Source organism: Microbacterium sp. GW821-FHT01D02 (genome assembly GCF_059422585.1).
This window is the reverse complement of record NZ_JBWKXB010000002.1, coordinates 641,390-660,333: the sequence shown is the minus strand read 5'-3', so window position 1 is coordinate 660,333 and position 18,944 is coordinate 641,390. Positions and strand designations below refer to the sequence as shown.

Annotated in this window: 20 protein-coding genes and 3 tRNA genes; 12 read left to right on the top strand and 11 right to left on the bottom strand. The window is 69.4% G+C overall.

Features of this window, described 5'->3' with window-relative positions; translation table 11 throughout:
- The first annotated feature begins 20 nt into the window (after positions 1-20).
- Together AC07VM_RS12025 and AC07VM_RS12020 are read left to right on the top strand one after the other, a co-directional pair.
- Positions 21-989, top strand: a complete 969-nt coding sequence (locus AC07VM_RS12025; RefSeq protein ID WP_494911381.1) for an intradiol ring-cleavage dioxygenase — start codon at positions 21-23, stop codon at positions 987-989.
- Between the two features lie 203 nt (positions 990-1,192).
- On the top strand, positions 1,193-1,477 hold the full coding sequence (locus AC07VM_RS12020; protein ID WP_267417192.1) for a hypothetical protein: 285 nt from the start codon (positions 1,193-1,195) through the stop codon (positions 1,475-1,477).
- A 7-nt stretch (positions 1,478-1,484) separates the two neighbouring features.
- Here AC07VM_RS12020 and AC07VM_RS12015 read toward each other — a convergent pair whose 3' ends face one another.
- Positions 1,485-1,952 (bottom strand): hypothetical protein, encoded by a 468-nt coding sequence (locus AC07VM_RS12015; protein WP_267417193.1) that lies wholly within the window; start codon positions 1,950-1,952, stop codon positions 1,485-1,487.
- A gap of 200 nt (positions 1,953-2,152) precedes the next feature.
- Between AC07VM_RS12015 and AC07VM_RS12010 the strand changes: the two genes are divergently transcribed.
- A complete protein-coding gene (locus tag AC07VM_RS12010; RefSeq protein WP_494911711.1) occupies positions 2,153-3,271 on the top strand; it encodes a fatty acid desaturase family protein in 1,119 nt (372 codons plus the stop codon).
- A gap of 87 nt (positions 3,272-3,358) precedes the next feature.
- On the opposite strand, the gene AC07VM_RS12005 is transcribed toward AC07VM_RS12010, so the two are convergent.
- The 3 genes from AC07VM_RS12005 to AC07VM_RS11995 all read right to left on the bottom strand — a co-directional run bounded on the left by AC07VM_RS12005 (position 3,359) and on the right by AC07VM_RS11995 (position 5,816).
- Entirely contained in the window at positions 3,359-4,750 is a 1,392-nt protein-coding gene (locus tag AC07VM_RS12005) for a cell division initiation protein (protein WP_494911380.1), read from the bottom strand.
- A 218-nt stretch (positions 4,751-4,968) separates the two neighbouring features.
- On the bottom strand, positions 4,969-5,493 hold the full coding sequence (locus AC07VM_RS12000) for a hypothetical protein (RefSeq protein WP_494911378.1): 525 nt from the start codon (positions 5,491-5,493) through the stop codon (positions 4,969-4,971).
- A gap of 17 nt (positions 5,494-5,510) precedes the next feature.
- Positions 5,511-5,816 carry a DUF7882 family protein gene (locus AC07VM_RS11995; protein WP_494911377.1) on the bottom strand — a complete coding sequence of 102 codons (306 nt, stop codon included), beginning with the start codon at positions 5,814-5,816 and terminating at the stop codon, positions 5,511-5,513.
- Positions 5,817-5,952: 136 nt separating this feature from the next.
- Here AC07VM_RS11995 and AC07VM_RS11990 point away from each other — a divergent pair, with 136 nt between their 5' ends.
- From AC07VM_RS11990 to AC07VM_RS11980, 3 genes are all read left to right on the top strand, one after another.
- Positions 5,953-6,216, top strand: a complete 264-nt coding sequence (locus tag AC07VM_RS11990) for a hypothetical protein (RefSeq protein WP_267417199.1) — start codon at positions 5,953-5,955, stop codon at positions 6,214-6,216.
- A gap of 125 nt (positions 6,217-6,341) precedes the next feature.
- Complete coding sequence (locus tag AC07VM_RS11985; protein WP_494911375.1) at positions 6,342-7,667, top strand: FG-GAP-like repeat-containing protein; 1,326 nt, start codon at positions 6,342-6,344, stop codon at positions 7,665-7,667.
- A gap of 59 nt (positions 7,668-7,726) precedes the next feature.
- Positions 7,727-8,572, top strand: coding sequence for a transposase (locus tag AC07VM_RS11980; protein WP_494911373.1), 846 nt, complete (start codon positions 7,727-7,729; stop codon positions 8,570-8,572).
- 38 nt (positions 8,573-8,610) lie between these two features.
- On the opposite strand, the gene AC07VM_RS11975 is transcribed toward AC07VM_RS11980, so the two are convergent.
- From AC07VM_RS11975 to AC07VM_RS11965, 3 genes are all read right to left on the bottom strand, one after another.
- Positions 8,611-8,913, bottom strand: coding sequence for a hypothetical protein (locus AC07VM_RS11975; RefSeq protein WP_267417202.1), 303 nt, complete (start codon positions 8,911-8,913; stop codon positions 8,611-8,613).
- A gap of 113 nt (positions 8,914-9,026) precedes the next feature.
- Positions 9,027-10,049 (bottom strand): ADP-ribosylglycohydrolase family protein, encoded by a 1,023-nt coding sequence (locus AC07VM_RS11970; RefSeq protein WP_494911371.1) that lies wholly within the window; start codon positions 10,047-10,049, stop codon positions 9,027-9,029.
- Positions 10,039-11,052: an ADP-ribosylglycohydrolase family protein gene (locus tag AC07VM_RS11965; protein ID WP_494911370.1), complete on the bottom strand. Its 1,014-nt coding sequence runs from the start codon at positions 11,050-11,052 to the stop codon at positions 10,039-10,041. The genes AC07VM_RS11970 and AC07VM_RS11965 overlap by 11 nt, the downstream gene beginning before the upstream one ends.
- A gap of 161 nt (positions 11,053-11,213) precedes the next feature.
- On the opposite strand from AC07VM_RS11965, the gene AC07VM_RS11960 reads away from it, so the two are divergent.
- Genes AC07VM_RS11960 through AC07VM_RS11940 form a run of 5 tightly spaced genes read left to right on the top strand, consistent with a single transcriptional unit; the run spans position 11,214 to position 16,342 of the window.
- Entirely contained in the window at positions 11,214-12,251 is a 1,038-nt protein-coding gene (locus tag AC07VM_RS11960) for a LacI family DNA-binding transcriptional regulator (RefSeq protein WP_494911369.1), read from the top strand.
- A complete protein-coding gene (locus AC07VM_RS11955) occupies positions 12,248-13,597 on the top strand; it encodes an ABC transporter substrate-binding protein (protein ID WP_494911368.1) in 1,350 nt (449 codons plus the stop codon). Before AC07VM_RS11960 ends, AC07VM_RS11955 begins: the two co-directional genes overlap by 4 nt.
- Positions 13,597-14,517, top strand: a complete 921-nt coding sequence (locus tag AC07VM_RS11950) for a carbohydrate ABC transporter permease (RefSeq protein WP_494911367.1) — start codon at positions 13,597-13,599, stop codon at positions 14,515-14,517. Before AC07VM_RS11955 ends, AC07VM_RS11950 begins: the two co-directional genes overlap by 1 nt.
- A gap of 2 nt (positions 14,518-14,519) precedes the next feature.
- Positions 14,520-15,425, top strand: a complete 906-nt coding sequence (locus AC07VM_RS11945; RefSeq protein WP_267417210.1) for a carbohydrate ABC transporter permease — start codon at positions 14,520-14,522, stop codon at positions 15,423-15,425.
- The gene (locus AC07VM_RS11940) at positions 15,425-16,342 is read left to right on the top strand and encodes a ribokinase (protein WP_494911365.1); all 918 of its coding nucleotides are present in this window, start codon (positions 15,425-15,427) and stop codon (positions 16,340-16,342) included. Before AC07VM_RS11945 ends, AC07VM_RS11940 begins: the two co-directional genes overlap by 1 nt.
- 112 nt (positions 16,343-16,454) lie before the next feature.
- On the opposite strand, the gene AC07VM_RS11935 is transcribed toward AC07VM_RS11940, so the two are convergent.
- From AC07VM_RS11935 to AC07VM_RS11925, 3 genes are all read right to left on the bottom strand, one after another.
- Positions 16,455-16,527, bottom strand: a tRNA-Phe gene (locus AC07VM_RS11935).
- Between the two features lie 69 nt (positions 16,528-16,596).
- A tRNA-Asp gene (locus AC07VM_RS11930) sits at positions 16,597-16,670 on the bottom strand.
- A gap of 29 nt (positions 16,671-16,699) precedes the next feature.
- A tRNA-Glu gene (locus tag AC07VM_RS11925) sits at positions 16,700-16,772 on the bottom strand.
- 211 nt (positions 16,773-16,983) lie between these two features.
- On the opposite strand from AC07VM_RS11925, the gene AC07VM_RS11920 reads away from it, so the two are divergent.
- Entirely contained in the window at positions 16,984-18,366 is a 1,383-nt protein-coding gene (locus AC07VM_RS11920) for a M23 family metallopeptidase (RefSeq protein WP_494911364.1), read from the top strand.
- Between the two features lie 84 nt (positions 18,367-18,450).
- Here AC07VM_RS11920 and AC07VM_RS11915 read toward each other — a convergent pair whose 3' ends face one another.
- On the bottom strand, positions 18,451-18,942 hold the full coding sequence (locus AC07VM_RS11915) for an inorganic diphosphatase (protein ID WP_215168831.1): 492 nt from the start codon (positions 18,940-18,942) through the stop codon (positions 18,451-18,453).
- Between the last annotated feature and the right edge of the window lie 2 nt (positions 18,943-18,944).

The following is an 18,944-nucleotide window of genomic DNA, read 5'->3' as shown; positions in this document are numbered from 1 at the left end:
CCCGCCGAAGGAGCCAGATCATGAGCATTCCCGAACCGACCCAGACGCCCGACGGCCCCATGTACGAGGGGCGACTGCTCGACCGCGCCGACGAGGAGGTCGTCGATCAGGGCGCGGCGTTCGACATCCGCACCCTGATGAGTCGGCGCGGAGTGCTGGGGCTGGCCGGCGTCGGTCTCGGCACCGTGGTGCTGGCCGCCTGCGCGCCCGCGGCGTCCGGTGGGTCGACGAGCACGCCGACGCCGAGCGCGACATCCGGTTCGACGGCCTCGGGGGCGACGGTCGCCGAGATCCCCGACGAGACCGCAGGGCCCTATCCGGGCGACGGATCGAACGGGCCCGATGTGCTGGAGGATTCCGGGATCGTCCGCCAGGACATCCGGTCGTCGATCGACGGTGGCGCGACGGCCGAGGGCGTTCCTCTCTCCTTCGAACTGCAGATCCTCGACCTCGCGAACGGGGGAGTCCCCTTCGCCGGAGTGGCGGTGTACGCCTGGCACTGCACCGCCCAGGGCGAATACTCCCTCTACTCATCCGGCCTGGAGGACGTCACCTATCTCCGCGGCGTGCAGGTGGCGGATGCTCGGGGCCGGGTGTCGTTCACCTCCATCTTCCCCGGGTGCTATTCGGGTCGCTGGCCGCACATCCACTTCGAGGTCTATCCGGACGTCTCGTCGATCACCGACTCGACCACCGCGATCGCGACGTCGCAGCTGGCGCTTCCCGAGGCCGCCTGCACCGCGGTCTACGCGGAGAAGGCCTACGACGGGTCGTCGCAGAACCTCTCCCGGATCACGCTCGCCACCGACAACGTCTTCGGCGACGACGCCGGTGCGCTGCAGGTGGCGACGGTCACCGGAGACGTGTCCGCGGGCTACGCGGCCACCATGGTCGTGGGCGTGGACACGACGACGGCACCCGTCGCCGGCGCGGCGCCGGGCGGAGGGCAGGGGGGACCGGGCGAGGGCGGGCAACCGCCGGCGGGCTGAGCGGGAAGACGCGGATTCGGGCGCTGGGTCTGCGGTCTGCTATGCTGATGACGCAGCGTGTGTGCTTCGCCCCTCTCGGCCGCCACGTCGCCACTGATCAGGGCCATCACGGACCGCGAACATCGATGCGTGCGGAATCCGCCCTCGATCTCACATCTTGCGGAGCGCCGACGCGTGTCCGCCACACAGCAATGAGCATCACCATGAGTACGACCACCTTTCCCCCTTCCGATCCGTTGACCTGGAAGCAGGCCGACACCGACGTTCACGTCGCGACCCGCGGCGGCGAATTCGCCGGCTTCGTCGAGTTCGACGGCACCACGCACCTCGTGCGCGACAACCACGGCACCGAGCTCGGCACGTTCGACGCGCTCGACGACGCCTTCCGCGCTCTCGAAGAGGCGCACGAGCCGGCCCGCCGCGGACCGGCATTCCCGCCGATCCTTCCGCGCGCCTGGCGCCGGATGGCGCGTCGCGCCCGCGCCTGACGGCTCGTCAGCCCGCCTGCTCCTCCGGCCAGGTCTCCGGGATGCCGCCGTCCGGTGTCGCCGGAGTCACACCCTGCCAGGGCGTGATGATCTCCCAGCCGGTCGCGCGCTTGCGCAGGAAGAAGACGAGTTCGTCCTCGTCCTGCATCTCGGCCATCGCATCGGTCGTGTCCCCGCAGCTTCGGGGAAGCGAGGTGACCACGATCTCCGCGTCACCGTCACCCTCGAGCCAGTCGTCGACCTCGACGTTCCACGTCGTGGCGGGGATGTCCATGTACGACGTCGTGCCCGCCTGATCGGCGATGTGCCCGCGCGCGACGGCGTCGGCCTCCGAGGCCGCATCCGCCGGCGCGTCGAAGAACACCCAGTCGATGCACGTCTGCGATGTCGTCAGGCTCGTGCACGACAGGAGCGGCACCGTCAGCGCAGCGAGTCCGATCGTCGACGCGGCGGTGCGGGCGAGGAGGCGGTTCATGCAGGGATCATCGCACATCGGGGCGAAGAGGACACGGCGGGAACCGCAGCCGGACCCCCCTTTTCATGCACACGCGCAGCCGCGCGTCAAGGGTCGACGATGTATTCCCGAAGGCGCATGGGGCCGGGGCTACTGTGAGGTAAGCGTTGGGCAATCGCCTTGGGCTTTCACAGCTCAAGGGCTCCGATCGTCAGGAGAAGATCATCTCCATCACACAGATCGAACCGACCGCGGCAACGCTGGGTCCGATTCGCCAGACGTACTCCGGCAACGCGGACTTCCCTCCCATGGCCAAGGCGTACAAGCAGGTGTCGCAGGTCGTCAAGGAGATGGGTCTGCTCCAGCGTGCCCAGTGGTTCTACGTCTTCGTCGCCGCCGGCATCGCCGTCGCCCTCGGTGGCCTCATCACCGGGTTCATCCTGCTCGGCGACAGCTGGTTCCAGCTGCTCATCGCCGCGGGCCTCGGCATCGTCCTGACCCAGATCGCGTTCCTCGGGCACGAGGCCGCGCACCGTCAGATCCTGACCACCGGGCCGGCGAACTTCAAGCTCGCCCGCATCGTGATCGCCAGCATCGGCATGAGCTACTCGTGGTGGGACTCCAAGCACACCAAGCACCACGGCAACCCGAACCAGGTCGGCAAGGACCCCGACATCGAGGTCGACACGATCTCGTTCCTCGAGGAGGACGCCGCGAAGGCGAAGGGTCTGATCAAGCTGATCACCCGCAAGCAGGGCTGGCTCTTCTTCCCCCTGCTCACGCTCGAGGGACTGAACCTCCACTTCCTCGGCCTGAAGTACCTGCTGACGACGAAGAACGTCAAGGGGCGCTGGATCGAGCTCAGCATCATCGCGCTGCGGTTCGCCCTCATCCTCGTGCCCGTGTTCATGATGCTCCCGCTCGGAATGGCCTTCGCCTTCATGGGCGTGCAGTTCGCGGTGTTCGGCGTCTACATGGGAGCCGCGTTCGCCCCGAACCACAAGGGCATGCCGATCATCGAGCCCGGCGCCCGTCTCGACTTCTTCACCAAGCAGGTCCGCACCTCCCGCAACATCAGCGGCGGATGGTGGACGACCTGGCTCATGGGCGGCTTGAACTACCAGGTGGAGCACCACCTCTTCCCGAGCATGCCGCGACCGTACCTGTCCAAGGCGCGCGAGATCGTCCGCGACTACTGCGCGGCGAACGACGTGCCGTACACCGAGGCCAGCCTGGGCCGCTCGTACATGATCGTGATCGAGTACCTGAACCGGGTGGGACTCTCCGCCGGCGCCGATCCGTTCGACTGCCCGGCAGTGGCGCAGTTCGGTCGGGCGTAGCCCCAGACTTCACCGGGCCCGATCAGCCCGGGAAACACAGAGGCGCGAGCAGGAATCCCTGCTCGCGCCTCTGTCGTCGGTGCGGTCCTACTTGGACTTCTTCTTCGTCTCGACCACGTCGATGGTGATCTTCTCGAGGGGACGGTCGTCGTCCAGCTCGTCGTCGAGAACCTCGTCGCCGAGGAACGTCTCCGCGGGTGCCTCGTCGGCCGGTGCCTCGGCGGTCTCCGACGGTGCGACCGCCGCGAACTCCGTCGGCAGCGAGTCGTCGGAGAAGATGCCGTCGGGGCGGATGAGCTCCTTGACCTCGGCCATGAAGCTCGTGAGCTGCTGCTGCTGCCAGCGCAGCTGCCGCGTACGGTCCTCGGCGTCGTGCAGCACGGCCGTGGTGTGACCGGTGACCGAATCGACGATCTTCTGCGCCTTCGCACGAGCACGCTCGAGGGTCTCGCGAGCACGGACCTGCGCCTCGGCCTCGATGGCCTGCGCCTGGGAGCGGGTCAGGCGCTCGTAGTCCTCTGCGCGCGCCGAGATGCGCTGGGCGTGCTCGAGGGATGCGGCGACCTGCTCGTTGGCGTCGTTGGTGATGCGCTCGGCGTGCGCCACGGCCTGGTTGTGCAGCACGAGGAACTCCTGCTGCGCGTCGTCCTGCCGGCGGGTGAGGGTCTCCTCGAACTCCAGCACACGCGCGTTCATGTCGCGCACCTCGCGCTCGGCGTCCGCCCGCAGCTGGGTGGTCTCGCGCGTGACGAGGGAGCGCAGCGCGGCCGCGCCCTTCTCGGCCTCGGTGCGGATCGCGGTCGCCTCCTGCGCGGCCTGGTTGACCTTCTCGGTCGCGTGCGCGGCCTCGCGCTCGATGCGCGCCTCGTGCGCGGTGTACTCGGTGTCCATCTTGAGGCGCACCTGGTCGGCGTCGCGCTGCGCCTGGGCGGTGATCCGCTCGGCGTCGGCGTCGGCCTCGGCGCGCTGCGCGGTGACCTCCTCGCGGGCGGACGTCATCAGGCGATCGGCCTGGACCGCGGCGTTCTGGATGAGGACGTTCGCCTGCTCCTCGGCGACACGCAGGATCGCCTCGAACTGCTGACGCGACGGAGCCTCTTCGCCGTCTGCCTGCGGCGCGTCGACGAGCTCGGAGGTGAGGGTCGCGACCTGCTGCTCGGCGTCGGAGGCCTTGGCGTTCGCGGCGGTCAGCTCGCTCTCGAGCGCTTCCCGGGCCTTGCGCTCCTCTTCCCGCACCGCTTCGACGGCCTCCTCTTCGCGCGCCTGAGCCTCGGCGACATCGGCAGCGGCCTGCTTGAGCTGGTTGCGGAGGGTCGCGAGTGCGGCGTCGACCTCGCCCTTGTCGTAGCCGCGGAAGCCGACGGTGAACGCGCCCGTGCCCGCGCCCTGCTGGTCGCGAGGCGGGGTCTCGATCAGCTGGTCGAAGAAGTCCGGCGAGCGCTCGCCGTCGCGGTCGGCGGATCCGGAGGAATCGCTCATGTGGTTCATGCCTTTCTGGCGTGGCCACACGGCGGAGCTGCGGCTCCATCCCGATGGACGGGATCGTGCGACCGGAGGAGGTCGTCTGGGCTCACGCCACGACCGTGACCCGGCGGAGGGCCGGCCAGGCGAGGCGCGCCTCTCAGCCTAGTTGCGTCGGCGGGATCCTGCGCGTCCGGTTTTCGGTGCGTGGGCGGCAGGTGTCCCGTCGCGGGGGATCAGGCGTCGCGCTCCCAGCGGGCGTTGCGGTCATCGAGGAGCGGGCCCCGCCGATACCCGATCGTCGCGCCGTCGCCGACGGTCACCCCGTGTGCGTCGGCGATCGAGGCCACGCGGGATCGCAGATCCGTCCAGGGCTGCGCCGTCTGCGGGAAGCCCAGGTACTCGCGGAACGTCTCGACCTGCATCCGCGTGCCCTCCGGATCGGCCACGAGGCGGACGATCGTGTCATCCGGTTCGGCGAAGCGGATGCCGTAGCCGCCGTCCTCGCGGATCGTGCACTCTTCGCGCGCCGTCACCGTCGCCGACGCCAGGATCTCCCGCGCGAGCGGCTCCGGGGCGTGGATGACGAGCGGGGTGCCGAGCACGTCGAGCGTCTCGGCGAGTCGCGCGGCGGCGTACCTGTTCCCCGTGTGCTCGCCGTCCTGTGCGGCGCGGCGCTTCGACCGGCTCCTCAGGAGAGGGCCGCCGATGATCAGCGCGAGGATCAGCAGACCGAGCAGGAGATAGAGGGGAAGGTCCACGGCGAACGCGGCGCCCGTCAGCGCAGCGGGATCAGATGGTCGAGGACGAGCTCGCCGGTCGCGTTGAGCGACTGCATCATCTCGGCGATCAGTCGTGCGTCGATCGGAGGGTTCTCGGCGGCGTCGAAGCCGAACTGCAGGGGGATCGCGGGGTGGATCCACACGGTCGCGCGCTGGTCGATGCCGCTGTCGACGGGACGCCAGGTCATCATGAAGCTCTCCTGGCGGCGGAGCTTGGTGGCGATCACGATCTTCAGGTGTGCGAGCGTCACATCCTCGATCAGGATCGGGTCGGACGTCCCGTCGTACCTGAGTCTTCCCATGCTTGCACGCTACACCCGGCGCGGACCCTGCCTCTTCCGGAGCCGTCGCGCAACCCCCTCTGCATCCGCGGGACGGGTCGATAGCGTCGCAGGAGGATACGGAGGAAGAAGACGAGCGGAGGGCAGGATGCAGACCATGGTGCGCGCGCGGATCGCACTCAACGAAGCAGAGTTCTTCCTGGCTCAGGGCCAGGACGTCGCGGATCTCCGACGGCGGATCGAGGAGGCGATGCACTCCGGCGGGCGGTTCGTGGACTTCGTCGTGGTCGGCAATCGTGCGATCAGCGTCCTCATCGCCTCGGCCACCCAGGTCGTGATCTCGGTCGAGACCGTGGACTTCGACGCCAGGGACACCGGCGACGACGCGATGCCGTACGGCGGGGAGTTCGACCTGCTCTGACGCGGCGATCCGACGCGGATCCGCCGCGCCCTCGGAGGTGCACGCGGACGCACGTCGCGGCACTGGTACGGTGACGACGGAGGGCACACGCCCCTGGGGCCGCCGAACGAAAGAGAACCTTCGAGATGAAGCGACCGTCCCGCGTGCGCCTCGGCCGCATCGGGATCGCCGCCGTGCTCGCGGTCGCGATCGGCGCACTCGCGCCCCTGCTCTCGTCGAGCACCCCGGCGGTCGCCGCCACGGACGGCCGGATGGTCTATCCGGCTTCCGGCAACATCCAGTCCAAGGTCGGCGACGGCTGTCGCAACAACTACCGCGCACACGACGGCATCGACATCTCGGGCCAGGGTGGAACCCCGATCCTCGCGGCCTACGACGGCGTGATCAAGTCGCGGACGGTCAACAGCGGCTACGGGAACTACACCGACGTCGAGCACCCGGGCGGATACGTCACCCGGTACGCCCACATGGCATCGCCCGGGACCTATGCGCCGGGGACCAGGGTCGTCCGGGGGCAGCAGATCGGCGTGGTCGGCAACACGGGCAACTCGCCGGCGTACCACCTGCACTTCGAGGTGCGGCTGAACGGGACCGTCTACACCGCGGTGAACAACGGCTTCACGTGTCTCTCGAACATCACGCGCGGCGGGACGATCCCCATGCTCTTCCCCGGTCTCGGCTCCGGGCCGGCACCGTCGGTGGGCGCGGCCGACTACACCGGTGACGGCAAGGCGGACCTGCTGGTCGTCGCGGGGAACGGCGACCTCCGGCTCCGCGCCGGGACGGGGACCGGCGGCTTCCAGGCTCCGACGACGCTCTTGTCGGGCTGGGGCAGCACACGGCGCCACGTGACCCACACCGACTTCAACGGTGATGGGAAGGCGGACATCCTCGTGGCGCGTCAGGACGGCGCCCTGGAGTTCTACGCGGGGACCGGGAACGGCAAGCTCGCCCGCGCGACGACTCCGGGCGCAGGCTGGTACGGCATGCTCCACGTGGTCTCGGGTGCGGACTACACGGGTGACGGGCGCCAGGATGTTCTCGGTGTCTCTCCGGGAGGGGTGCTGACGATCTACCGCGGCAACGGTGCGGGTGGGTTCAGCACCCCGAACATCACGGTCGGCACGGGCTGGCAAGGTTTCCACTTCCTCATCGGCGGGGACTTCGACAACGACGGCCGCGGCGACATCATCGCGGTCGCGGACACCGGGACCCTCTACTTCTACCCCGGGACGAGCGGCGGCTTCGCCGCTCGTCGAGTCGTCGGCGAGGGGTGGCAGGAGATGACCGCTCTCACCGGCGGCGTCGACTACAACGGCGACGGCCGCGCCGACCTGCTCGCACGGACCCCGTCCGGCCAGCTCTACCTGTATCCGGGCAACGGCAACGGCACGTTCGGAACCCGGTCGCTGGTCAGCGCGGACTGGGCCGACCACCTCGCCATCGAGTAGCCGTTCCCGAGGCGCGGTCGCGCCGAGGGAGCGCGGTGCGCGGGGCGTATCGTGGGCCCATGGCAGACCCCACGTTCGAGGAGATCGCCGCGGCACTCTCCGCGGGACCGCCGGAAGCGTTCGTCTCCTCCCGCAAGGCCCGGGCCGAGGAATCCGGGAGTCCCGAGCTCGCGTCGCGGATCCTCGCGCTCCGCAAACCGTCGATCGCCGCCTGGGTCCTCAACGTCTTCGCTCAGGAGCGCGCGGCACAGCTGGGGGAGGCGCTGCAGCTGGCGGCAGAGCTGCGTGAGGCGCAGGACGATCTGGACGCGCGAGCCCTGGCGAAGCTGGGACGCGAGCGGCGTGCCTTGACCCGCCGTCTCGCCGAGGGCGCGGCCGAGCTGGCGAGATCCCGAGGGGAGCGCATCACGTCCGCGACGGTCGAGGCCGTCGAGCAGAGCATCTCCGCGGCGTTCTTCGATCAGGACGCCGCCGCCGCGGTCGCCTCCGGCCGACTGGTGCGGGCGCTCGAGGCGGGGGCGACATCGGACGACGTGCGCGATGCCATCGCGGGAGAGCTGCCGGGGTGGGAGCCCGTGCCGCAGCGCCCGCCGGATGAGCTTCAGGCACGACGGGTCCGCCGTGAAGCCGAACGCCGACTGGCTGCGGCGGAGAAGGAGCAGGCGTCCGCGAAGAAGGAACTCGGGAAGCGCGATGCCGAGCTGGAGACGCTGCAGGAGCGCACGGAGGCGCTGTCCGAGAGGGTGACCGCCCTCGAGGAGGAGCTTGCCAAGGTGCGGGAGGAGTCATCGCGCGTGCAGCACGACCTGCCGCGGGCGAGGGAGACGCGCGCCACGGCGGCGGAGCAGGCGGATGCCGCTGCCGATGCGGTGGCGGAGGCGCGGCGGGCGCTGGAGGAGCTCTAGACGCCCGGGCCATAGCCGGCCGCGTACGGCCTCAGGCCTCAGCTCGAGCGATGCCGGAGGCGCCCCGGGAGGAAGGGGAGGATCGGTGCGCGGTACTCGAGGGCGCCGGCATCCTCGGGGCGGAGGGTGATCTCCGCGCTCCCGAAGCGCCAGAGCCGGTTGAACAGGAACACGCCGATGGTCACGGCGCGATCGGCCGGGACCTGCCAGGTGCCCGCACCCCACTGCGTCGGCTGGCCGCGTCCGCCGATCACGAGCGTCGGTCGGATGCCGCCGTAGAGCGCGAGGGGCGGCTTGCGCAGCAGGAGGTCGATGCGTCGGGTCGCGTCGTCAGCGGTCACCGCCCGAGTCTACTTCGGGAGCTTCGGGCTCCCGTGCCGGTGGTGTACGCCTCCCAGGTGCCGAGGGAACCGGGGGCCGCGGACGCGAGGGGAGGTCCGCAGCACCCCGGCCGTCACGCTCGGTACGAGACGATCTCCGCGGCCAGCGCGGCCAGGGACTCGCCGGCGAGGGAGGGGTAGAACAGCCCCTCGATGCGGTCGATCGACTCCGGCAGTCGGGTGCCGAACCCGCCTGCTCCCGATGCGGCCCCGCAGAGAGCGCCGACGAACGCGGGGACGCTGTCGGACTCACGGGCGAACAGTGCCGCGAGCGGGAGCGCGGTCTCCGCCCGACCCTGTGCGGCGCGCAGGAGCAGGAACGCCAGGGGGAGTGTCTCCGCCGCCGTGCCGGGCTGGCTGTACAGGCGCGGGCTCAGCGCCGTCAGGATGCGCGGCAGGTCGAGGAAGACGTCGACGGGGCCGAGGTCCGCGGCGGTGCGGAACCCCGCAGCGAGCCAGGAGTCCTCCGGCGCCTCGTGCACCGCGAGGTCGAGAGCGTCGTCGATCGAACGACCGGCGGCCAGCTCGGCGACCGCGACCGCCATGGCCGCAGCTGCCCACACACCGTCCCTGCCGTGCGTGATCGATGCCCAGCGGGTCGCCTCGCGGGCCGCGCTCGCCGGGTCGCCCGCGTGCAGGAGCCCGTGGACCACGCCGGACGGGACGGCACTGTCGGAGGCGTCGGCGGGGTTGTCGCTCCCGGTGACCGGGGGCACGTCGCCGCGCTGCGCGTTCACGATCGCCGAGCGCTCGGCGATGCCGGACCAGACGTCGTCGGCCAGCGCGTGACGACGCCACTCGGCGAACAGCGCATCGGGGTCGTCCGGATCCGCGCTCAACGCGGCGCGGGCGGCGAGCACGGCGGCCTCGGTGTCGTCGGTCGGCATGAGCCGCGTGCCGTCCACGGTGATGGCGTCGAAGGGGATGAGCGGCTTCGCGACCTGCGCGCGGTCGAGGTCGGCGGACCCGAGCCACATCCGCGAGCGCACCCAGGGGGAGCGCACCGTGCGGTGGTAGTCGGCGGGCAGGCCGATCGCGTCGCCGACGGCGAGGCCGAGGAGCGCGCCGTGGACGCGGTCGAGACGATCAGGAGACATCGATGAGCCCTTCGTCGGAGCGTCGCGTGCGGTCGGAGGGGAGGGAGGCGTCGTGCAGACGGTCCGCCAGGTCGAGCAGGTCGGTGCCGGCGGTGGCGAGGATGCAGCGGCCGTGCACCTCCAGCACCTGCGCGGTCCACTCGGGCGGGAAGGCGTCGAACCCGCACATCGCGCCGGTCAGTGCTCCGTTGATCGCCGCGATCGTGTCCGAGTCGCGGCCGATGTTCACGGAGGCGATCAGGGCGTCCTGGAAGTCGCCGCGCGCGGCCTCGAACAGCCCCATGGCCAGGGCGACGGCCTCGGGCGCCGCGTCCGCCCAGGGGTAGTGGAAGAGCGAGATCTCCTCGTAGAGCTCCGCCATCGCGCCTTCCGCCGAGGAATGGGTCGCCCCGATCCGCACGGCGCGCTGCACGAGGCGGGCGGTCCAGGAATCGACCGGAAGCGCGGCGATGACGGCGTCGCGCACCTCTTCGTACGAGGTGGTGACGAGGGCGGTGGCGACACCGGCGGCGATCGCCTCCGCCGCATAGATCCCGTCGTAGGCGTGGCTGACGCGCGCGTCGATCCGCGCGAGGCGTCGGGCTTCGAGCGGGTCGCCGCTCGCGAAGATGCCGATCGGGGCGACGCGCATCGCCGCGCCGTCGCTCCAGCGCTCGTAGTTGCGCATGCCGGATGCCGGCGGGTTCACGCCGTGCGCGAGATTCGCGATGGCGACCATCTCGCTGAAGCCGGCGCCGTAGAAGCCGCCGCGCTGCTCGGCGACGGCCTCGCTCCACGCGGCGGCGACCTTCTCGGAGGTGAGCGCGCTGCCGTGCGCGAGGATCGCCGTGGCGGTGAGGACCGCGTACTCCGTGTCGTCGGTACCCGCGGCATCGGGCGCGAGGGACGCCACCCGGCCGAACTCCTCGTGGATCTGCTGGATGGTCATGCCCTCGGTGGGGGCGCCCATCGCATCGCCGATGGCCAGACCGACCAGCGCCCCCCGGGCGCGGTCACGGCTCACGCGAATCCAAATCGTTTTGCGTTCATGCTTGCCACTATAGGCGAACGAACTTCTCCGTTGTTGCCTGAGATTGCAGAAATGTTTTGACATCCTCCGGGGAATGGATCATGCTGATCTCGCGGTGAACGCAAAACGTTATGAGTCTCAAGGAGGTGGCGTCGATGGCACCAGAGGTAGGCATCGCAGAAGTCGCACGGGCAGCCGGCGTCAGTGTCTCGACCGTCTCCCAGGTCCTCAGCGGCAACCGTCCGGTGAGCGAGGCCACGCGCCGCAAGGTGACGGCGGCCATCGAGAACCTCGACTATCGGCCCCACCCCGGCGCGCGCAGTCTCCGGAGCCGTCGGACCGAGTCGATCGCCCTCCTCGTCCCCGACATCACCAACCCCTTCTACCCCCTCGTCGCGGTCGGGATGCAGGACATCCTGATGCCCGCCGGATATCTGCTCTCGGTGGTGGATGCGGGCAGCCAGACCGGGAGCGGCCACCTGCTGCGCCACGTGCTCGAGCGCCGGTTCGACGGCGTCGCGCTGCACGCGGACGGACTGTCCGAGAACGATCGTCGCCGCATCACCGACTCGCAGACGCGTGTGGTGGCCCTCGGCAGCGACATCGAGATCGAAGGCAGCGACTACGTCGAGTCCGACGACGTCGGCGGTTTCGCGACGGTCGTTGCCCACCTCCTCAGCACCGGGCGCCGCGCCATCGGCTTCATCGCCGGTGAGGAAGTGGCCGACCCCACGAAGCTCCGCGTCCGCGGCTTCCGGGAGGCGTTCGCCGCCGCCGGTCTGTCGGTCGCGGAATCCGACATCGTCTTCACCTCGTTCACCCGCGAGGGCGGCCATGCCGGCGTCGAGGCGCTCTATGCGCGGAGGACCGACTGGGACGCGATCGTGTGCGCCAACGACCTCATCGCGATCGGCGCCATGGAGTCGCTGCGCGAGCGCGGCATCCGCATCCCCGACGACGTCGCGGTGAGCGGCTACGACGACATCGAAGCCGCCGCCCTCGTCCACCCCAGCCTCACGACGGTGGAGAACCCCGCCCGCGAGATCGGGCGCACGGCCGCGCGACTGCTCCTCTCCCGTCTCTCCGGCGACAACGCCGACGGCCCGACTCAGCACATCACCCTGGCGACCCGACTCGTCGTGCGCGAGTCGACCGCCTCCGTACCCGAAACCCGCACGAAAGGCATGCAATGACAAAGAAGTTCACGCGCTGGAGCGCCGTCGTGGCGATGACCGCCGCCGGTGCTCTCCTCGCCGGATGCGCATCCTCCGGCACGCCCTCGGACACGGTGACCTACTGGAGCGCCTTCATCTCGAAGGACACCGAGCGCTACTACCAGGAGCACTACGTCGACGCCTTCAACAAGGCCTCCGACGACGCGCAGGTGAAGATGGAGGTCAAGCAGCTGCAGAACCTCGGGTCTCTCACCGACACCGCCGTCTCCGCGGGCCGCGGTGCCGACGTGGTGTACTCGGCCGGACCGTCGAGCGCCCTCGGATTCGCCGCCGCGGACCGCATCGACTCGCTCGACGACTATTCGGCGGAGTACGGGTGGGAGGACATGCTCCAGCCCTGGGCGTATGAGGCGAGCAAGGTCGACGGCGAGCTCACCTCGGTGCCCGTCGAGTACGGCTCCATCGTGCTGTACTACAACCCCGGCGTGTTCGAGGAGCACGGCTGGACCGTCCCGACCACGCGCGCGGAGTTCGAGAAGGTCGCGCAGGAGGCCCAGGACGCGGGGATCATGCCCATCGGCGCGGGCAACAGCGGCTACCAGGCGCAGAGCGAGTGGTACCTCTCGGCGTTCCTCAACATGGCCGTCGGCCCGCAGAAGCTCTACGAGGCGCTGACCGGAGAGGCGAAGTTCACCGACCCCGAGTTCGTCGACGCGATCGCCCTCTTCCAGGACCAGATCGACAAGAAGTGGTGGGGCGGCGGCAAGGACCGCTGGTTCACGAACACCGACACCGACATGCTCACCGGTCTCGCCGATGGCAGCATCGCGATGTACATCACCGGCACCTGGGCGTTCGGCGACGCGGAGTCGTACTTCGGCGAGGCGGCCGGCAACGATCAGGAATGGGACTGGGCACCGCTGCCGTCGCTCAGCGATGACGTCGCGCCCGGGGTGTACCCGATGGCGATCGGCACGTCGCTCTCGGTGAACTCGGCCTCGAAGAACAAGGACGGCGCCGCGGCGTACATCGACTCGGTGATCAACGATCCGGCGAAGTCCTACGACTACCTCGCCGCGACCGGTCAGAACCCGCCGCCGCTGGTGGATTTCTCCACGATGCCCGCCGAGGTCGACGAGCGCGCCGCACGTCTGTACACGGATGCCCCGGAGAGCGGCAACCTCGGCTACGCGAGCTGGACCTTCTTCCCCGCTGCGACCGACACGTACCTGTGGTCGGAGTTCGACAAGGTGATCCTGGGCGACATGACGCCGAAGGACTACCTCGCCGGCCTGCAGAAGACGTTCGACAAAGAGCTGAGCGCCGGCAAGGTCGTCACGCCGTTCGCTCCGTCCGCCGACTGATGACGACGGCGACGCACACCCCGGGGGCGGCCAGGCGCCGCCCCCGGGTCCGCCGTACCCGAGTGGCGGCGTGGCTCTTCATCTCGCCGCTCGCGATCGTGAGCTTGCTCGTCATCGGCGGGCCGGGCGTCGCCTCCCTCGTCTTCTCCTTCACCGACTGGGACGGCCTCGGCGCCGCCTCGTTCATCGGGATCGACAACTACATCGAGCTGTTCCAGAGTCCCGCCGTGCTCTCGGCGATCTGGCACAACCTGATCTGGACGCTCTTCTTCCTGGTCGTGCCCATCACGATGGCGCTGCTCGGGGCGTTCCTGCTGTCCCGCATCCGTCGCGGTCAGGCGGTCTTCCGGGTCCTGTACTTCATCCCCTACGTGCTGGCGACGATCGTCTCGGCGACCATCTGGCGCCAGATCCTCAGCCCCACGGCGGGAATCGGCCCGGCACTTTCGTCCTTCGGGCTCGACTGGCTGGCCGACGTGAACTTCCTCGGCGATCCGTCACTCGCTCTCGGCGCGGTCGCGTTCGTCAACAACTGGCAGTGGTGGGGCTTCCTGCTCGTGCTGTTCGTGGCGGCGATGCAGGGTGTGAACCCCGCGCTCTACGAGGCGGCACGGCTCGACGGAGCGAACGCGTGGCAGGAGTTCTGGCACATCACGCTGCCGGGCATCCGTCCGACGTTCATGTTCCTGGTGCTCATGACCGTGATCTGGTCGTTCCTGGTCTTCGACTACGTGTACATCCTCACGCAGGGCGGGCCGGCCGGTTCCACCGACGTGCTCGCGACGGTGCTGTACCGCACCGCGTTCGCGGAGCAGCGCGCCGGGTACGCCTCCGCGATGGCGATGCTGCTGTCGGTCATCAGCGCGGTCGTGGTCGGCGGATACCTCTTCCTCCGCAAGAAGCTCGATTGGGACGTGTGATCATGACGACAGGCATCGACCTCCCGCGCACCGGGAGCACACGTCGCGAGGCCTCGGCACGGCGCCGGGGCGAGACCGCACGTCGCGACCCCCGGAGGCCGCGGCCGCTGAGCTGGCTCGTGCTCATCGTGCTCGCGGTGTACGCCGCGGGTCCGCTCGTGGTGTTCCTCTTCAATGCGCTGAAGACCCCGGCGGAGATCAGTCGCTCCCCGATCGGCGTTCCGACCGAGTGGCGCTGGGACAACTTCGTGCAGGCGTTCACGGATGCCGACATGGGTCAGGGCCTGCTGAACAGCTTCCTGATCTCGGTCAGCACCGCGGCCGGCGTGTGCGTCATCGCGAGCATGGCCGCGTACTCGATGACGCGTCTCGACCTGCCGGGCAAGGGGGCGTGGATCCTCTACATCCTGGTGTCGACGTCCCTCCCGATCCAGCTGTTCCTGGTGCCGCTGCTGTCGCTGTGGTCGACGCTCGGCCTCTACAACAGCCAGTTCGGGCTCATCGTCATCTACTGGGCGGTGTACTCGCCGTTCGCGACGATGCTCCTGCGCGCGTTCCTCCTCACCATCCCCAAGGAGTACGAGGAGGCGGCGCGTCTCGACGGTGCGGGGGAGTGGCGTCTGTTCTCGCGCGTGATGGTGCCGATGATCTGGCCGGGCATCCTCACCGTCGCCCTCGTCTCCGGGCTGCAGGCGTACAACGAGTTCCTGCTCGCGGTGACGTTCATCCAGGACAGCGACAAGCTTCCTGTGGCCCTGTCGCTGTTCTCCTTCCAGCAGTCGCAGTCGCCGAACTGGGCTCTCGTGAGCGCGGCCGGCCTCATCATGGCCATCCCGGTTATCGTGGTGTTCCTGCTGCTGCAGCGGAAGTTCATCGAGGGATACACCCAGGGAGGGCTGGCGAACTGATGGCACGGATCACGGTGGTCGGGAGCGCGAACGTCGACCTCGTGGTCGGCGTGCGCTCCATCCCGTCGCCGGGGGAGACCGTGCTCGGCGGCGGACTCGTGCGGCATCCGGGCGGCAAGGGCGCGAATCAGGCCGTCGCCGCCGCGCTCCAGGGCGCGGAGGTCGATCTCCTGGTGGCGGTCGGCGACGACGACGAAGGCCGCTATCTGACCGACCGGATCGGTGCGGCGGGCGTCGACGTGTCCCGCCTGCAGGTCGTCTCCGACCGACCGACCGGCACGGCACTGATCACCGTGAGCGACGACGGAGAGAACGCGATCGTCGTCTCGCCCGGCGCCAATGCGGAGCTGCAGGTCGCGGAGCTCCGGGGTGACATCGTCAGCGTGAGCTGCGAGATCTCGACCGGCGCGGTGCGACAGGCGCTCGAAGCCGGGCGAGCGGCGGGCGCGATGACCGTGCTGAATCCCTCCCCGATGCCCGACGAGCCGACCGCGCTGATGCCCCTGGTCGATCTGGTCGTGCTCAACCATCACGAGGTCGAGCAGCTCGCCGGCGTGTCCGTCGCCGATGTCGACGCCCTCGTCGCGCGGCTGGGAGAGATCGGATGCCGGGCCGCGGTGATCACGCGCGGCTCTCGGGGATCTCTCGTGCTCGAGAACCTCGACGGCCCGGCGCCCCGCGTGAGCGTCGTCGACGCCTTCGCTGTCACCGCCGTCGATACGACCGGGTGCGGCGATGCCTTCACCGGGGCGATGGTCGCGTCTCTGGCCGCAGGTGCGTCGTTGGTCGTGGCCTGCCAGTCCGCATCGGCGGTCGCCGCGATCGCCGCGACCCGGCCGGGTGCCCAGAGCTCCTACCCGACGGCGGATGAGGTCGAAAGCTTCCGTGCGCAGTCCGCTGCGCGTCGCTCCGCGTAGGAGGGCTCAGGAAGCGGTCCGGTACCTGAACGGCTCCCACCGGGCAAAGCAAAACCCCCGCCATGTAGAAGCTAGGCGAGGGTTTCTGGGCTGATTGTAATGATCAGCCGTGTGGCTCCGACCGGCATCGATCCGGTGACCTTTCGATTTTCAGTCGAACGCTCTACCAACTGAGCTACAGAGCCGCGCGACTGGCGAACCTGTCGCGTCCTAGACGAAGAGCCCTCTCCGAAGAAAGAGCTCGTCGCACGGAGCGACCCTGACGGGACTTGAACCCGCGACCTCCGCCGTGACAGGGCGGCACGCTAACCAACTGCGCTACAGGGCCATACTTGTTTTCAATTGTACCGGAAGGTGTGACCCCAACGGGATTCGAACCCGTGCTACCGCCGTGAAAGGGCGGCGTCCTAGGCCGCTAAACGATGGGGCCGAGTCAGTCCCGGGGGACTTCCTTGCCGACGCTCAAGCATAAGGGATGATTCGGGCAAATCGCGAATCGAGGGCGCGGCGCCTACCCCCGGGCGTGTTTCGGGAGGACGATGGAGTGATCACGAGTGTCGCCATGGACCCCCGATCCGCCCTGGTGCGGATGTGAAAGTTGTTGTTAGTGTGGCATTTGTGAAACCGGCGGAAGGGGCCGTGTGAACGACGACCAGAACACTCTGGATGCTGCGGTTGCCGCGGCTTCAGACGATTGCGGCTGCGCGCCCAGCCCGGCGGAGAGCCGTGCCTTCAGCAAGGAAGGCGTCAGCAGGCGCGGTGCTCTCGGCATCGGCGTGCTCAGCGTCGTCGCGCTCAGCGCCTTCGGCATCTCCAACGGCGTCTCCGCCGCCTACGCGGCCTCGTACCCGAGCTGGGACGACGTGCAGCGCGCGAAGCGCAGCGAGGCGGCCAAGTCGGCAGAGGTCTCCCGCATCGAGGGGCTCATCCAGTCGCTGACCCAGAAGGTCGCCGAGACCCAGGCGGCCGCGAAGGCGGCGTCCGAGGAGTTCTACGACGCCCAGCAGAAGTTCTTCGCCGCGGCCACCCAGGCGGACAGCCTCCAGGCGAAGGCCGACGAGCAGTCCGCGAAGGCGGACGAGTCCGCGAAGAAGGCCGGACAGGTCGCCGCACAGCTCTACCGCAACGGCGGTGACGACACCTCGCTCGAGCTGTTCTTCACCGGTTCCGCGAACAACGCCGACGAGCTGCTGGCTCGGCTCGGCACCATGGACAAGCTCTTCGAGTACAACCAGTCGGTGTACGACGACGCTGTCGCCGCTCGGAACTCCGCGCAGTCGCTCAGCGACCAGGCCGTGGTCGCCCGCGATGAGCGCGACCGGCTGCAGAAGATCGCCGAGGAGAAGATGGTCGTCGCGCAGCAGGCTGCCGACGCCGCCCAGGCCGCGCTCGACGAGCAGTCGGCGAACCTCGCCACGATGCAGGCGCAGCTCGCCGCTCTCAAGGATGCGACCGCCAAGACGGTCGAAGGCTACAAGGCCGGCGTCATCCTCGCGGAGAAGCGGCGCAAGGAGCGCGAAGCACGCGAGGCCGCAGCAGCCGCAGCCGGCAACGGCGGCGGTGGAGGCGGCGGTGGCGGAGGCGGCGGAGGAGGCTCCCAGGGAACGGGCGGCTGGTGCCGTCCTCACGGCGGCGGCAAGAGCTCGGGCTACGGGCCTCGCTCGCAGCAGTGCGGCCCCCAGGGATGCTCGTCCAGCTTCCACTACGGCACCGACTTCGCGAACGGCTGCGGTGCGGCGATCTACGCCGCGCAGTCCGGCACGGTCGACTACGCGGGCTACAACGGCGGCTACGGCAACTACATCCGCATCCAGCACGGCGGCGGCATCGGCACCGGCTACGCGCACATCCGCGACGGCGGCATCCAGGTGCGTTCGGGCCAGTGGGTCCGCTCCGGCCAGATCATCGCCTACGCGGGGAACACCGGTCGCTCGTTCGGCTGCCATCTGCACTTCGAGGTCTACGTGAACGGCAGCGCCGTCAACCCGGTGCAGTTCCTCGGCCGGCACGGCGTCTCCGCCTGAGCCGCGAGTTCACGACGCACGACACAACGAAAGACCCCCGGGCCGCTCTGCGGAACCGGGGGTCTTGTCTTATCGCTCAGCGGGTCAGTGGCCCTGCTCGCCGAAACGGACGATCGCCTCGTCGAGGATGCGCTGCGCCTCGGCGGCGTCGCCCCACTCGTCGACCTTGACCCACTTGTTGGGCTCGAGGTCCTTGTAGTGCTCGAAGAAGTGCGAGATCTCCTTCTTCGTGTACTCGGCGATGTCGTCGATGTCCTGGATGTGAGCCCAGCGCGGGTCCTTCGACAGCACGGCGACCAGCTTGTCGTCTCCGCCGGCCTCGTCGCTCATCTTGAGCACGGCCACGGGACGGACCTCGACGACGACGCCCGGGTAGATGGCGTGGTCGAGGAGCACCAGCACGTCGAGCGGGTCGCCGTCCTCGCCGAGCGTGTTGTCGAAGTAGCCGTAGTCGGCCGGGTAGCCGAACGTCGTGTAGAGCACGCGGTCGAGGTGCACTCGCCCGGTCTCGTGGTCGACCTCGTACTTCACGCGGCTGCCGCGCGGGATCTCGATGACGGCGTCGTGTGCGCCCATGC

Excerpts from the sequence above, each read along its gene's own strand:
- AC07VM_RS12005 (WP_494911380.1), bottom strand. The coding sequence starts at position 4,750 with ATGAGCGATTCCTCCGGATCCGCCGACCGCGACGGCGAGCGCTCGCCG.
- AC07VM_RS11995 (WP_494911377.1), bottom strand. The coding sequence starts at position 5,816 with ATGGGAAGACTCAGGTACGACGGGACGTCCGACCCGATCCTGATCGAG.
- AC07VM_RS11950 (WP_494911367.1), top strand. The coding sequence starts at position 13,597 with ATGACGACGGCGACGCACACCCCGGGGGCGGCCAGGCGCCGCCCCCGG.
- AC07VM_RS11990 (WP_267417199.1), top strand. The coding sequence starts at position 5,953 with ATGGTGCGCGCGCGGATCGCACTCAACGAAGCAGAGTTCTTCCTGGCT.
- AC07VM_RS12015 (WP_267417193.1), bottom strand. The coding sequence starts at position 1,952 with ATGAACCGCCTCCTCGCCCGCACCGCCGCGTCGACGATCGGACTCGCT.
- AC07VM_RS11960 (WP_494911369.1), top strand. The coding sequence starts at position 11,214 with ATGGCACCAGAGGTAGGCATCGCAGAAGTCGCACGGGCAGCCGGCGTC.
- AC07VM_RS11980 (WP_494911373.1), top strand. The coding sequence starts at position 7,727 with ATGGCAGACCCCACGTTCGAGGAGATCGCCGCGGCACTCTCCGCGGGA.
- AC07VM_RS12020 (WP_267417192.1), top strand. The coding sequence starts at position 1,193 with ATGAGTACGACCACCTTTCCCCCTTCCGATCCGTTGACCTGGAAGCAG.
- AC07VM_RS12025 (WP_494911381.1), top strand. The coding sequence starts at position 21 with ATGAGCATTCCCGAACCGACCCAGACGCCCGACGGCCCCATGTACGAG.
- AC07VM_RS11985 (WP_494911375.1), top strand. The coding sequence starts at position 6,342 with ATGAAGCGACCGTCCCGCGTGCGCCTCGGCCGCATCGGGATCGCCGCC.
- AC07VM_RS11940 (WP_494911365.1), top strand. The coding sequence starts at position 15,425 with ATGGCACGGATCACGGTGGTCGGGAGCGCGAACGTCGACCTCGTGGTC.
- AC07VM_RS11955 (WP_494911368.1), top strand. The coding sequence starts at position 12,248 with ATGACAAAGAAGTTCACGCGCTGGAGCGCCGTCGTGGCGATGACCGCC.
- AC07VM_RS11970 (WP_494911371.1), bottom strand. The coding sequence starts at position 10,049 with ATGTCTCCTGATCGTCTCGACCGCGTCCACGGCGCGCTCCTCGGCCTC.
- AC07VM_RS11915 (WP_215168831.1), bottom strand. The coding sequence starts at position 18,942 with ATGGGCGCACACGACGCCGTCATCGAGATCCCGCGCGGCAGCCGCGTG.
- AC07VM_RS11945 (WP_267417210.1), top strand. The coding sequence starts at position 14,520 with ATGACGACAGGCATCGACCTCCCGCGCACCGGGAGCACACGTCGCGAG.